Origin of the sequence: Acinetobacter sp. LMB-5 (genome assembly GCF_001541635.1) — a bacterium.
In the GTDB taxonomy this organism is placed as follows: Bacteria; Pseudomonadota; Gammaproteobacteria; order Pseudomonadales; family Moraxellaceae; genus Acinetobacter; species Acinetobacter pittii.
Window position 1 is genome coordinate 24,463 of sequence record NZ_LRDR01000013.1, and the last position, 12,587, is coordinate 37,049.

The following is a 12,587-nucleotide window of genomic DNA, read 5'->3' on the forward strand; positions in this document are numbered from 1 at the left end:
GACGGTGACTTTTCAAGTCTCAACACTTTCACAAAAAGACCATGTCATTATACAAATTACCGATACCCACCTATTGGAGTATCCGCATTTAGAATTTGTGGGTATGAATCCTGAAGAAAGCTTTCATGCCATTATGCAACAGATACTTAATAAACATCCTGAAATTGATGCAATTATCCATACTGGGGACCTAGCTCAGGCACCAACGCCTATTACCTACAAACGTTATATTCAATATATGCAAACCTTAGGGCTGCCCTTTTTTCAGACCTTAGGTAATCATGACAATGTTGACCATTTTCCATTGCATAAAGAGAATCATCAGGAACCTGTGGTCATTTGCTTAGGGAACTGGCGAGTTATTTTATTAAATAGTGCAGTAAAAGGTCATATTGATGGGCATCTATCAGCAGAACAGCTAGAGAACTTAACGAATTTACTCGAAGAGTATGCAGACAATCCGATTTTGCTGGCTTGTCATCACCATCCTTTTGCCATGAAGTCAAAATGGATTGATCATCACAAGTTACAAAATTCTAATGCTCTGCTTACTACATTGGCTCCATTTAAAAATGTAAAAGCTTTAGTCTGCGGGCATGTTCATCAGGACTCAATAAACACTTGGCAAGGGATCGAATTTTTCTCTACACCCTCGACAAGTGTGCAGTTTAAACCCTTTAGTAATGATTTTGCACTCGATCAAAATGCTCCCGGCTATCGTTACATTCGTCTAAAAAACGATGGTAGTTTTGAAACCGAAGTCTTTCGTCTTGAAAATTTTCAAGGCCATATAAACACTGATATTTCAGGCTATTAGCCCTATTTCTTATATGCTTATATATAATTATGACTGGGGTAAACACGTTTTGAAAATATTTACGGGTCGGAATGACTATCATCTTGCAGGAAAAATCTATATGATGACGACCCGATGGGAAAATCCCATCGATGGTTTTCTATAAAAACACTTGCATATCACCATATTTTTTGCGTATAGATAATACGTGTATGATGAGGAATGCCCTATTATGGCGAATGACAACCACAACCAAGTTTTGGATGAACATACAGAAGTTGTAGTGGAAGGTGACAAAGCTTCTGCAAAACGTGCACGTAAAGTGAAACCTAAAACTTCTGACATAGGCACAACTGCAAGTTTATTTGGTATTGCACCTTATCAACCTAAGAAAAATGAAGAGTACATGTCTGAAGGACAGCTCGAGCATTTCCGACAAATTCTGCAAGCATGGAAAGCTGAATTAATGTCTGAAGTTGATCGTACTTTAAATACGATGCAAGACGAATCAACTGCACTGCCAGATGTAAATGACCGTGCTACCCAAGAAGAAGAATTTGCAATTGAATTACGTACACGTGACCGTGAACGTAAGTTAATTCGTAAAATCGAACAATCTATGGAAGCTATTAAGAATGAAGACTACGGTTTCTGTGAAACTTGTGGTATTGAAATCGGCTTACGTCGTTTAGAAGCACGTCCAACTGCAACGTTATGTATTGATTGCAAAACTTTGGCAGAAATCAAAGAGAAGCAAAATAACGGTTAATTGTGACTGTTGATAATTCTCCAGCCGAGCACAACTCGGCTGTTGTGCAGCAGTTAAATCGCCTGCCAGAAAAGCATAGCTTTTCTCTTGCGCAGCGGCGGAACAATGTTCCGCTTAATCGCTGCTCATACTCAGGTCGGTTTGCGCCATCGCCAACCGGCCCTTTGCATTTTGGATCACTGATTACTGCTGTTGCCAGCTATTGCGATGCAAAAGCCCATCAAGGCAAATGGCTCGTTCGTGTCGAAGATACAGATATCCCTCGTATTTATCCCGGCAGTGAAGAGCATATTCTTACATCACTTGAAGCCTTCCAGTTCGAACCCGATGCAGAGATCATCTTTCAAAAAAATCGTTTAGACATTTATGAAAGCGTATTAGACCAACTCAAAAAAGAAGGTCTTATCTATGCATGTCAATGTACCCGCAAAATGCTTGGTTCAAATGCAATCTATGCAGGTACTTGCCGCGATCTCAATCTTGATTTTCAAGGTCAAGCGATTCGGGTAAAAGTTCAAGATCAGCAGATCTGTTTTGATGACCGATTACAAGGACATCATTGCTCCAATCTACAACACGATCTTGGAGATTTTGTTCTTAAGCGCCGTGATGGGATTATTAACTATCAACTTGCGGTCGTTGTGGATGATTATCTACAAGGTATTACCCATGTCGTTCGAGGCGCGGACTTATTAGATAACACCGAACGTCAGATTTGGTTAGGTCAGCTTCTAGGTTATCCTCAACTAAGCTATATGCACCTTCCCCTTGCAATGAATGACCAAGGGCAAAAGCTCTCTAAACAGAATCTAGCCCAAGCACTCGATTTATCAAAAGCGCCTGAATTACTTCAAAAAGCAATACTGGCCTTGGGACAACCCAACGTTGATTTAGATCAGCCTAGAGCGATGCTAAGGCAGGCTGTAGCACAGTGGAATATTGATTTGATTCCTCATGTGCAAGAGCTCAGCGGAACATATCTATAAATAATAAAAAAAGCCCGATATCAAATCGGGCTTTTTAAACTTCTAAATACTCAATTAGAAGTTTGACTCTTCTCGTTCTGGGTTAACTTCTTGTGTTGATGCATCAATCTTTAAGATTAAGCTAATCATCGCAGCACACATCATTAAAGACGTACCACCATAACTAATGAATGGCAAAGTCAAACCTTTAGTCGGCATTAAGCCCATATTCATGCCCGCATTTACCAAAATCTGGAGCAAGAAAATAATACTAATGCCGTAAGCTAAATAGCCTGCGCGAAGGTAATGATGTTTCAAGGCACGGTGACCAATTTTGATACAACATGCCAGCATCAAGAAAGACAAGCCAATAACAATAGAAATACCCACAAAGCCAAACTCTTCACCTAGCACTGCCAACATAAAGTCAGTATGCGCTTCAGGTAAATAAGATAGTTTTTGTACACTATGCCCTAAGCCTGTACCAAACCATTCACCACGGCCAAAAGCCATTAATGCATTTGATAACTGATAACCCACACCCAACGGGTCTGCCCATGGATCAGTAAACGAAATCAAACGCTGGAAACGATATGGTTCAAATAAGATCAAAAACACGATACCCGTGACAATCGCACCAAGCATGATTAAGAACTGAGTTGGCGGCGCGCCCGCTAAAAAGAACACCCCAACCATCATCATGACAATAACGACGGTTGCCCCTAAGTCAGGCTCAGCAATAATCAAACCGACCGTGATTGCCATAACCCCACTTAAACGCAATAAGCCTTTCCAATGAGTACGAACTTCTTTGGCACGGCGTACAACGTAGTCTGCGGTAAAGATTGCCATCATGACTTTGGCAACCTCGGTTGGCTGCAAGGTGAAACCACCGATCTTAATCCAACGTGTAGAACCGTTGACTTCCGAACCAACCACCAAAGCAGCAAGCAACAGAACCATGGTTAATAACCACAGCGGGAAGGTATTTTTAAACCACGTATTCAGTGATATTCGATAGGTCAAATAAGCCACTACACCCGCAGCGACAATCGAAATACCATGACGAATCACATAGTGAAACGGGTTTTCATGCATATATTCAGCATAGGGCATCGAAGCAGATGCAACCATCACTGAACCGATACATAATAATGCAACGACACAGAAAATCAGGACATTACGTGGCGTCACTTCCGCTGGCCATTTAGGCAATATCCGTTCATACCAATGATTGATTTTCTGGATTGTGGTCTGAGCTAAGCCTGCCATACTACATTCCTAATCATGTTTTCTTTAAACCAACGAATTGACGCAGGCAACAAACTGCTGACCACGGTCATTATAACTTTTAAACATATCGAAACTTGCACATGCTGGTGATAACAACACCACATCTTCTGCCTGTGTTTCACGTTGAGACAGCTCTACAGCTTCTTTAAGCGTTGCTGCATGTAAAATTTTGGTTGCACCTTGAATGGCTTGTTCAATCACCGGAGCATCCTCACCAATCAATACCACAACTTTGGCATATTTTTCGATAGAAGAACGTAATGGGCCAAAATCCTGACCTTTACCTTGCCCACCTAAAATCAAGGCAACCTTACCTTTTTTAACCTCAATTGCAGCGCCTAAACCATCAATCGCTGCAAGCGTAGCGCCAACATTGGTGCCTTTGGAATCATTGTAATAACGTACATCATGCACAGTCTTTACATATTCACAGCGATGCTCTAACCCTTTAAATTGTTTTAAGGTTTCAAGCATAGATTCCATAGGCAGGCCTATTGCCTCACCTAATGCGAGACAAGCTAAAGCATTTGCTACGTTATGCATGCCTTGAATATATAAATCTGAGCTTTTAATTAAACGCTGTAAACCACGCGCAAGCCAAAGCGTGCCATCGCCATCTCTTAAAACACCATATTGATTTAAATCTGGTGCATTTAAACCAAAGCTTTGCATTGGTGTGGTATCTGGAACAAGAGGACGACTTAAAGCATCATCACGGTTAAATACTACTTTTTTAACGCCTTGGAAAATACGGTGTTTTGCTTGATGGTAACCCAACATATTGCCGTGACGATCTAAGTGGTCTTCACTCATATTGAGAACCACAGCAACTTCAGCATTTAAGTGAGACGTGGTTTCTAGCTGAAAACTTGATAGCTCAAGTACAATTAACTCAGGTTGATCTTTTAATAAATCTAGAGCCGGACGTCCAAGATTGCCACCCACGGCAACTTTCTTACCCGCATCTTTAGCCATTAAGCCAATTAAAGTCGTTACTGTACTTTTAGCATTAGAGCCAGTGATCGCTACAATAGGAACATCAGTTGCACGGCGTAATAATTGAATATCACCTACCACAGAAATACCTTTGGCAATAGCTGCCTGAATTTCCGGTAATTGCGGTGCAAGGCCTGGGCTTAAAATAATTTCTTCTGCTTGTAATAATAATTCTTGGTCAAGTTGACCAAAACTGGTTTTAACGCCAGCTGGGATCTGATCATGCCCTGGTGGCGTGGGACGAGAATCTGTTACTGCAACTTGGTAGCCTTGTTCATGCAGGAAATTTAGAGTAGAAACGCCTGATATTCCCAAGCCTGCTACAACTTTTAACCCACCACGTTGTATTAACATTTTTGCCCCACAATTTATCAATCGACAGAATGGCAAAAATGTTAGCACTTTGCTGTTTTGAATGCTTTTTCAGTTTGAACTTTATTCATCTTTTTTTGTGTCAGTGCGTAAAAAAGCCATCAATATGATGGCTTTTTAAACGAAACAAGGAATACTAAATTTATTGCCATTTAATCGGCTTAATTTCTTGAACTGTATTGGTAGGTTTATCTTCGCTTGAACACCCACAACCGCCAGCACAACCAAAGGCTATTTTCGGTTTAAGCCATTTTGCCAAAGTTACCCAACCTTGCTTTTCGCAAAATGCTGAGAGTGAAGAAAAGACTGAATTTGCTGTTTTTGGAAATACTTTCTTAAAAACAACTACAGCACTCCAAATCACTAAAACCGCAATAATCAGATATTGAACCATATACAACCTCCTTTATTGCTTTAGCCCCAGTAGTGGGAAGCAATTTGATAGGTAACAAACGATGCAAAATAAGCTAAACCAAACAGATATGCAGTCATAACTGCAACATGTTTCCATGAACCTGTTTCGCGACGTACCGTTGCCAGTGTTGCCAAACAATGTGGAGCATAAATGAACCACACTAAAAGTGATAAACCTGTTGCCAAAGACCAACCTGTTCCATCTGCACTAATCAGATGTGACAAACCTTGTGCCACAGCATCATCATCTGTTGCAGACAAGGCATAAACTGTACCTAATGCCGCGACAACCACTTCACGAGCAGCCATAGCTGGGATTAAAGCGATACAGATTTGCCAATTAAAACCAACTGGAGCAAATAAAGGTTGGATAAGATGTCCGAGCATACCTGCAAAACTATAATCTATGGCAGGTAATGTCGCCCCTTCTGGTGGCTGCGGGAAAGTACACAAGAACCAAAGCAAAATAGAGAGCGCAAAAATGATTCCGCCGACGCGTTTCAAGAAGATCTTTGCACGATCCAATAAACCGATTCCCACACTTTTTAAATCAGGGAAACGATAACTTGGTAGCTCTAGCAGTAAAGCATGTTGCGATTTATCTTTTTGCAAAAACTTCATTAAAAATGAAACGCAAAGCGCACTTACAATACCAGCCATATACAGACCGAAAAGCACTAAACCTTGCAGGTTAAAAATACCCCAGACCATTTTCTCTGGAATAAAGGCAGCAATCAGCAAGGCATAGACGGGTAAACGTGCCGAACAAGTCATTAAAGGCGCAACCATAATGGTCGTAAAACGATCACGAGGGTCACTAATACTACGCGTTGCCATAATTCCCGGTACTGCACAAGCAAAGCTCGAAAGTAAAGGAATAAAGGCACGGCCACTTAAACCAGCTTGGAACATTAATTTATCAAGCAAGAATGCTGCACGCGGTAAATAGCCTGATTCTTCGAGTACTAAAATAAAGAAGAACAAGATCAAAATTTGTGGCAAGAACACAACTACGCCACCCGCGCCTGCAATAATTCCGTCAACAACCAAACTATGCAGTAGTGGTTGGGTAATCACAGTTCCCACTACCTCACCAAGCCAGCCGAAGAAGCCTTCAATACCATCCATGAATGGAGCTGCCCATGCAAACACTGCTTGGAACACAATAAACATCATGATGGCAAGGCTAAGTAGGCCTAAAACCGGATGTAAGAAAATTCGATCTAGAAAATCAGTACGCTTATCTCCATGATCAACATAATGAACTACATCTTTAAAAATCATATCGATTTTTTGGTGATGAGTTCCAGTTAAACCACTCAGTTCGGTTTGTGGCACACTGTATTTTTCTTGATCAAGGGCATGTAATAAATTTTCAATACCCGCATTACGGACGGCAACTGTTTCAACAACTGGTACACCCAAACGTTGAGACAACTTTTGAGTATTAATTTGGATGCCACGACGACGCGCTTCATCCATCATATTCAGTACAAGTAAAATCGGACGACCCAACTCGATCATTTCGAGTACTAGTCCTAAATGCAATTTTAAGTTAGTGGCATCAACCACACATAAAAAGGCATCTTGCTGCCCTTCTTCTGCAATCTTACCCAAACAAACGTCACGGGTAATCACTTCATCAGGACTGGTGGCATTAAGGCTATATGTACCCGGCAAATCAAGTACACGCACTGCTCGGCCTGAAGGCAACTGAAAATGACCAACCTTACGCTCGACCGTTACACCAGCATAGTTTGCAACTTTTTGTCGAGTTCCCGTTAAATGGTTAAAAAGAGAGGTTTTACCACAGTTAGGGTTTCCCACAAGGGCAATACGTAACGCATCACTCATGCGGGTACTCCTTCTTCTACTTGAATTTCAATTTTTTCCGCTTCTGCTTTACGTAAAGCGAAACGAGTAAAGCCAATTTGGATTAAGATCGGATCACCACCAAAAATACCTTTGGTAATCACTTCCACTCGTGTGCCCGGTACAAAGCCCAGACTTTCCAAACGAATTGCGACCAAATCTTGCTGCTCGGACTCTAGTTCTATCCGATTCACTTTGGTGATGGTCGCCGCTTGCTTCACTTTTAAAGCTGATAAACGCACCGCATCCGATCCTAAACCTTTTTTAATAGTATACATATAAATGAGAATAATTACCAAATAAGGTTAAATTTCACTTCTTATTCAGTTTAATCGACAAACCTTAAAGTTTCTTTTACAGTACAGAGGTTTAGAGGATCTAGTGTATGTTGAATAAAAAACCGCGTATTCCAAGCCCTGTTCAAATTCCTGAACATTTGAGCTTTTTACAAGGTTTTCGTGACTATCTCGTTGCTCAGACGGTAAGTCCACATACACGTAATGCTTATTTATCCGACCTTATTCAATGCAGTGAACTTCATAAAAAATCAGCTCTTCCAGAGTGGACAAGTGATGATATCGCTGATGTTTTGATTGAGTTGACTAAAGCTGGAAAAAGCCCGCGCTCGATTGCCCGTTGCTTATCTGCCCTACGCCAGTTTTACAAATTTTTACGTGAACAGAAATTACGAAGCGATAATCCTGTAGCAACCCATCATTCTCCAAAAATTGGCAGAGCCTTACCCAAAGATCTATCAGAAGAAGATGTCGAAGCACTGATTCAGGCCCCTGATATTGATACGGCACTGGGTTTACGCGATCGGGCAATGTTTGAAGTTCTTTACGCATGTGGTTTACGTGTTTCAGAACTGCTGAACTTGCGCCTAGAACTTATTAACTTAAAACAAGGCTATTTAAGAATTACTGGTAAAGGTAATAAAGAGCGTTTGGTCCCGCTAGGGCAATTTGCTTGTGAATGGGTAGAACGCTACTTGCAGGATGCTCGGCCTCAACTCTATAAAAGCTCTACTGACTATCTCTTTTTAACTCAACACGGCGGAATTATGAGCCGTCAGAACTTCTGGTATGCCATTAAACGTTACGCCTTACAAGCCAATATTCAAGCTGAACTCTCACCTCACACATTACGTCACGCCTTTGCAACACACCTGCTCAATCACGGCGCCGATTTACGCGTAGTACAAATGTTATTGGGCCATAGTGACTTATCAACTACTCAAATTTACACACATGTAGCACAAGTGAGAATGCAACAATTGCATGAAAAACATCATCCTAGAGGTTAAAAAATTTAAAACTTATTATTTGAAATACGCCTAACAATCACTTGATTTCGTTCACAAAGGTTAAGAAAGTTTTAACAATACACGCTAGATTTTTTGTTATGCTTAGCAGCTTCTGACTATAAATACTGATGAAATAAGGGTTATCTATGTCTTTTACCCGATCTCAACTTTTTCTTGCCTGTGCTTTGGCTTCTAGCCTGTTATTCAGTGCTTGTTCTAAAGAAAACAAACCACAAAAAGAAGATGCGCTCACTGCGACCGCACCTGCTACTGGGGAAGCTTCAACCATCATTGAACGCAATGCGAAACAGCGTTTAATTGAAACTTTGCAAAAACAATTTAAGAATGCAAACATCAACGCCAAAATTTTAGATATCAAGCCTACTGAAGTGCCTAACTTATATTGGGTAAATCTCGAAGGAATGACGTCGATTTATACAACCAGTGATGGCAAATACCTGATTCAAGGTGATGTCATTCGTTTAGGCGGTAAAGAACTACATAATATTGGCGATAATCTTCAAGCTTCAGAAAATAAAAAGCATCTTGCTGCTTTAAAAAATGAAGATTTGATCGTTTACCCAGCTAAAGGTGGTAAGGCTAAACATGTGATTTATGTGTTTACCGATGCAAGCTGTCCTTATTGCCACAAATTACATGAGCATTTACCTGAAATTAATGAAAAAGGTATTGAGGTACGCTATATCGCTTGGCCACGCGGTGAACAATTTATGCCGACCATGGAAGCTGTATGGTGTAGTGCAGACCGTAAAGCTGCCTTTAACCAAGCCGTACAAGGCATTAATATTCCACCAGCTCAATGTAAAAACCCTGTCCGTGAACAATATCAACTTGGTTTAAACATGGGTGTAAATGGAACACCGGCTATTTATAATGTTGATGGCGAGTACTTAGGTGGATACCTAACACCGGATGAATTAATTAAACGTCTGGATAAATAACATCCTTTAGGCTGATGAATGATTAATCATCTATCTCTTTTAAAAAGCGCTGCTCTGATTGCAGCGCTTTGTTTTTTCAATAATTAATATTTAAACAACCTCTGTTTAAAGACTGATCTACTCTTCTTTTCCAAACATCGCACTCTAATTCATTGAACAGGCACTAAAAGCGCTAGAGTCTGGCGTTTTTTTTAGCTATGATCTAGCTTCAACTAAATGATTAAATGATGAATGGAGTGTGACGTGAAACCAGTTCGCCTGGCAATACTCGGTCTAGGAACCGTAGGTGGAGGAGCCCTTAAACTACTACAAGAAAATGCCGCTGAAATTAAACGTCGCACCGGTCGAGAAATTCAAATTACCCACGTTGGAACACGCCGCCCTCGTCCAGATCTTGAATTGGAAGGGATTAAACAAAGCGCCGATTTACTTGACATCGTTCGTCAACCAGACGTTGATGTAGTTGTAGAAGTTATGGGTGGGATCCACCCTGCTTACGAAGTTATTATGGAAGCGATCAAACACGGCAAACAAGTCGTGACTGCAAACAAAGCGTTACTCGCTGAACATGGCAATGAATTATTTAAAGCAGCAGAAGACAATGCTGTGCAAATTGCTTATGAAGCAGCAGTTGCTGGTGGTATTCCAATTATTAAAGTGATCCGTGAAGGTCTTGCTGCAAACCATATCGAATGGTTGGCAGGTATTATTAATGGTACAGGTAATTTTATTCTGACTGAAATGCGTGAGAAAGGTCGTGCATTTGATGATGTATTAAAAGAAGCTCAAGAACTCGGTTATGCAGAAGCAGACCCAACTTTTGACGTTGAAGGTATTGATGCTGCGCACAAACTTACCATTTTAGCGTCTTGTGCGTTTGGTATTCCTCTTCAGTTTGATAAGGTTTATACCGAAGGTATCAGCAAAATCACTGCGCAAGATGTGAAATATGCAGAAGATCTTGGTTTCCGTATTAAACATCTCGGTATTGCACGTCGTGCTGAAAAAGGTATTGAGTTACGTGTTCACCCAACACTTATTCCAGATGAACAGCTTATTGCGAATGTAAACGGCGTTAAAAATGCTGTGTTAGTTCAGGCAAATGCCGTAGGTCCAACACTCTATTACGGCGCGGGTGCAGGCGCAGGTCCTACAGCTTCTGCGGTTGTTGCCGACGTTATTGATATTGTTCGTGACATCTCTTATACCGAAGATGGCGCAGGAACAATTCCTCAGTTGGCTTTTGAAGCATTAACAAATGTGCCAATTTTAAGCCGTGAAGAAATGACCACAGGTTATTACATTCGCTTAAATGCAGAAGACCAAACTGGCGTACTTGCAGATGTGACGACCATCTTAAGTCGCGCTGGAATTAGTATTGATGCAATCATGCAACAATCTCGTTTAAAAGACCTTATTCCAATCGTGATTCTGACCGATCCAATCGTTGAATCTAAAATGGATGATGCTCTTGCACAAATTCAAGCATTACCTGCAATTCGTGGCGAAATCGTAAGAATTCGTTTAGAATCGCTCGATAGTTAATCAGGTTGAGGGAAAGATTCCCTCTCCCGCTTCACCTCTAATTGGAACACCATCATGTCTAATGCCAATCGTTATACTGGTCTTGTAGATCGTTATCGTGACCGTTTGCCAGTTTCGGCAACTACTCGTGCTATCTCTTTGGGTGAAGGCAACACCCCACTCATTAAACTTGAGAATATTCCACGTATTATTGGCAAAGATGTTGAAATTTATGTGAAATACGAGGGTTTAAACCCAACTGGTTCATTTAAAGACCGTGGTATGACCATGGCTGTAACCAAAGCGGTTGAAGAAGGCTCTAAAGCGATTATCTGTGCATCTACTGGTAACACTTCTGCTGCTGCTGCTGCCTATGCTGCACGTGCAGGTATCAAAGCATTTGTTTTGATTCCAGAAGGCAAAATTGCAATGGGTAAAATGGCACAAGCGATGATGTATGGTGCGATCACTATGCAAATTCGTGGTAACTTCGATGATGGTATGCGTCTTGTAAAAGAAGTTGCTGATCAAGCGCCTGTAACGATTGTAAACTCAATCAACCCTTACCGTTTGCAAGGTCAAAAGACGATTGCTTATGAAATCGTTGAAGCTTTAGGCCGTGCACCTGATTACCACTGCTTACCTGTAGGTAACGCAGGTAATATCACCGCTCACTGGATGGGTTATACCGAAGCTGTAGCAGACCAGCCTGCTGATCAGTTTGAACAAGTGATTTATGATGCTGCGACTGATCAATTCACTGGTCCAAAACCAGAAGGTTTACCGACTATGGTGGGTTACCAAGCTTCTGGCGCAGCTCCATTCTTACGTGGCGCTCCAGTTGAAAGCCCTGAAACTGTTGCAACTGCAATCCGTATTGGTAATCCACAAAGCTGGAACCATGCAAAAGCTGTAGTACGTGACTCTAAAGGCTGGTTTGATGAACTTCAAGACAGCGAAATTTTAGAAGCTCAACGCTTACTTTCTATGTATGAAGGCGTATTTGTTGAGCCAGCGTCTGCTGCTTCTATCGGCGGTGCGATCCGTGATATTAAAGCGGGTAAAATTGCTGAAGGTTCTGTAATTGTATGTACAGTAACGGGTAATGGCTTGAAAGATCCTGACACTGCAATCAAACAATGTGCTGATGCAGTGATGTTGTCAATTGATGCAACAATGGACCAAGTAAAAGATTCGATTTTATCTAATATGTAAGATCTTATTTTTAAAAAAACGGCTGTATTAAACAGCCGTTTTTTTATGTCTTTTTTTATAGCCATAAAAAAACGCTTCTTGATAGAAGCGTTTTTTAGAATAT

12 protein-coding genes are annotated in these 12,587 nt (G+C 41.1%); 7 read left to right on the forward strand and 5 right to left on the reverse strand.

Going from position 1 to position 12,587, the window contains the following annotated elements:
• The first annotated feature begins 4 nt into the window (after positions 1 to 4).
• The 3 genes from cpdA (at position 5) to gluQRS (ending at position 2,551) form a co-directional block, all read left to right on the forward strand.
• Positions 5 to 817: a 3',5'-cyclic-AMP phosphodiesterase gene (cpdA, locus tag AW165_RS15985; protein ID WP_057070657.1), complete on the forward strand. Its 813-nt coding sequence runs from the start codon at positions 5 to 7 to the stop codon at positions 815 to 817.
• A 211-nt stretch (positions 818 to 1,028) separates the two neighbouring features.
• Positions 1,029 to 1,565: an RNA polymerase-binding protein DksA gene (gene dksA / locus AW165_RS15990; RefSeq protein ID WP_002121205.1), complete on the forward strand. Its 537-nt coding sequence runs from the start codon at positions 1,029 to 1,031 to the stop codon at positions 1,563 to 1,565.
• A 2-nt stretch (positions 1,566 to 1,567) separates the two neighbouring features.
• Positions 1,568 to 2,551: a tRNA glutamyl-Q(34) synthetase GluQRS gene (gene gluQRS, locus AW165_RS15995; RefSeq protein ID WP_081410696.1), complete on the forward strand. Its 984-nt coding sequence runs from the start codon at positions 1,568 to 1,570 to the stop codon at positions 2,549 to 2,551.
• Between the two features lie 54 nt (positions 2,552 to 2,605).
• Here the strand turns inward: gluQRS and ftsW are convergent, their stop codons facing one another.
• From ftsW to AW165_RS16020, 5 genes are all read right to left on the reverse strand, one after another.
• On the reverse strand, positions 2,606 to 3,802 hold the full coding sequence (gene ftsW, locus AW165_RS16000; RefSeq protein WP_005079447.1) for a putative lipid II flippase FtsW: 1,197 nt from the start codon (positions 3,800 to 3,802) through the stop codon (positions 2,606 to 2,608).
• Between the two features lie 24 nt (positions 3,803 to 3,826).
• Complete coding sequence (gene murD / locus AW165_RS16005) at positions 3,827 to 5,173, reverse strand: UDP-N-acetylmuramoyl-L-alanine--D-glutamate ligase (RefSeq protein ID WP_060466385.1); 1,347 nt, start codon at positions 5,171 to 5,173, stop codon at positions 3,827 to 3,829.
• Between the two features lie 160 nt (positions 5,174 to 5,333).
• On the reverse strand, positions 5,334 to 5,585 hold the full coding sequence (locus tag AW165_RS16010) for a DUF6587 family protein (RefSeq protein WP_005065734.1): 252 nt from the start codon (positions 5,583 to 5,585) through the stop codon (positions 5,334 to 5,336).
• Positions 5,586 to 5,605: 20 nt separating this feature from the next.
• Complete coding sequence (gene feoB / locus AW165_RS16015; RefSeq protein WP_060466386.1) at positions 5,606 to 7,459, reverse strand: ferrous iron transporter B; 1,854 nt, start codon at positions 7,457 to 7,459, stop codon at positions 5,606 to 5,608.
• On the reverse strand, positions 7,456 to 7,719 hold the full coding sequence (locus tag AW165_RS16020; RefSeq protein ID WP_002121198.1) for a FeoA family protein: 264 nt from the start codon (positions 7,717 to 7,719) through the stop codon (positions 7,456 to 7,458). Before AW165_RS16020 ends, feoB begins: the two co-directional genes overlap by 4 nt.
• A 143-nt stretch (positions 7,720 to 7,862) precedes the next feature.
• Here AW165_RS16020 and xerD point away from each other — a divergent pair, with 143 nt between their 5' ends.
• The 4 genes from xerD (at position 7,863) to thrC (ending at position 12,484) form a co-directional block, all read left to right on the forward strand.
• Positions 7,863 to 8,783: a site-specific tyrosine recombinase XerD gene (gene xerD, locus AW165_RS16025; protein WP_017385870.1), complete on the forward strand. Its 921-nt coding sequence runs from the start codon at positions 7,863 to 7,865 to the stop codon at positions 8,781 to 8,783.
• Between the two features lie 146 nt (positions 8,784 to 8,929).
• The gene (locus AW165_RS16030) at positions 8,930 to 9,745 is read left to right on the forward strand and encodes a DsbC family protein (protein WP_002121175.1); all 816 of its coding nucleotides are present in this window, start codon (positions 8,930 to 8,932) and stop codon (positions 9,743 to 9,745) included.
• 243 nt (positions 9,746 to 9,988) lie between these two features.
• Positions 9,989 to 11,290 carry a homoserine dehydrogenase gene (locus AW165_RS16035; protein WP_002121263.1) on the forward strand — a complete coding sequence of 434 codons (1,302 nt, stop codon included), beginning with the start codon at positions 9,989 to 9,991 and terminating at the stop codon, positions 11,288 to 11,290.
• Between the two features lie 54 nt (positions 11,291 to 11,344).
• Positions 11,345 to 12,484 carry a threonine synthase gene (gene thrC, locus AW165_RS16040; protein WP_060466387.1) on the forward strand — a complete coding sequence of 380 codons (1,140 nt, stop codon included), beginning with the start codon at positions 11,345 to 11,347 and terminating at the stop codon, positions 12,482 to 12,484.
• Positions 12,485 to 12,587: the final 103 nt, after the last annotated feature.

Coding starts and splice junctions, on each gene's coding strand:
- thrC (WP_060466387.1), top strand. CDS start 11,345: ATGTCTAATGCCAATCGTTATACTGGTCTTGTAGATCGTTATCGTGAC.
- murD (WP_060466385.1), bottom strand. CDS start 5,173: ATGTTAATACAACGTGGTGGGTTAAAAGTTGTAGCAGGCTTGGGAATA.
- AW165_RS16030 (WP_002121175.1), top strand. CDS start 8,930: ATGTCTTTTACCCGATCTCAACTTTTTCTTGCCTGTGCTTTGGCTTCT.
- feoB (WP_060466386.1), bottom strand. CDS start 7,459: ATGAGTGATGCGTTACGTATTGCCCTTGTGGGAAACCCTAACTGTGGT.
- ftsW (WP_005079447.1), bottom strand. CDS start 3,802: ATGGCAGGCTTAGCTCAGACCACAATCCAGAAAATCAATCATTGGTAT.
- dksA (WP_002121205.1), top strand. CDS start 1,029: ATGGCGAATGACAACCACAACCAAGTTTTGGATGAACATACAGAAGTT.
- AW165_RS16010 (WP_005065734.1), bottom strand. CDS start 5,585: ATGGTTCAATATCTGATTATTGCGGTTTTAGTGATTTGGAGTGCTGTA.
- xerD (WP_017385870.1), top strand. CDS start 7,863: ATGTTGAATAAAAAACCGCGTATTCCAAGCCCTGTTCAAATTCCTGAA.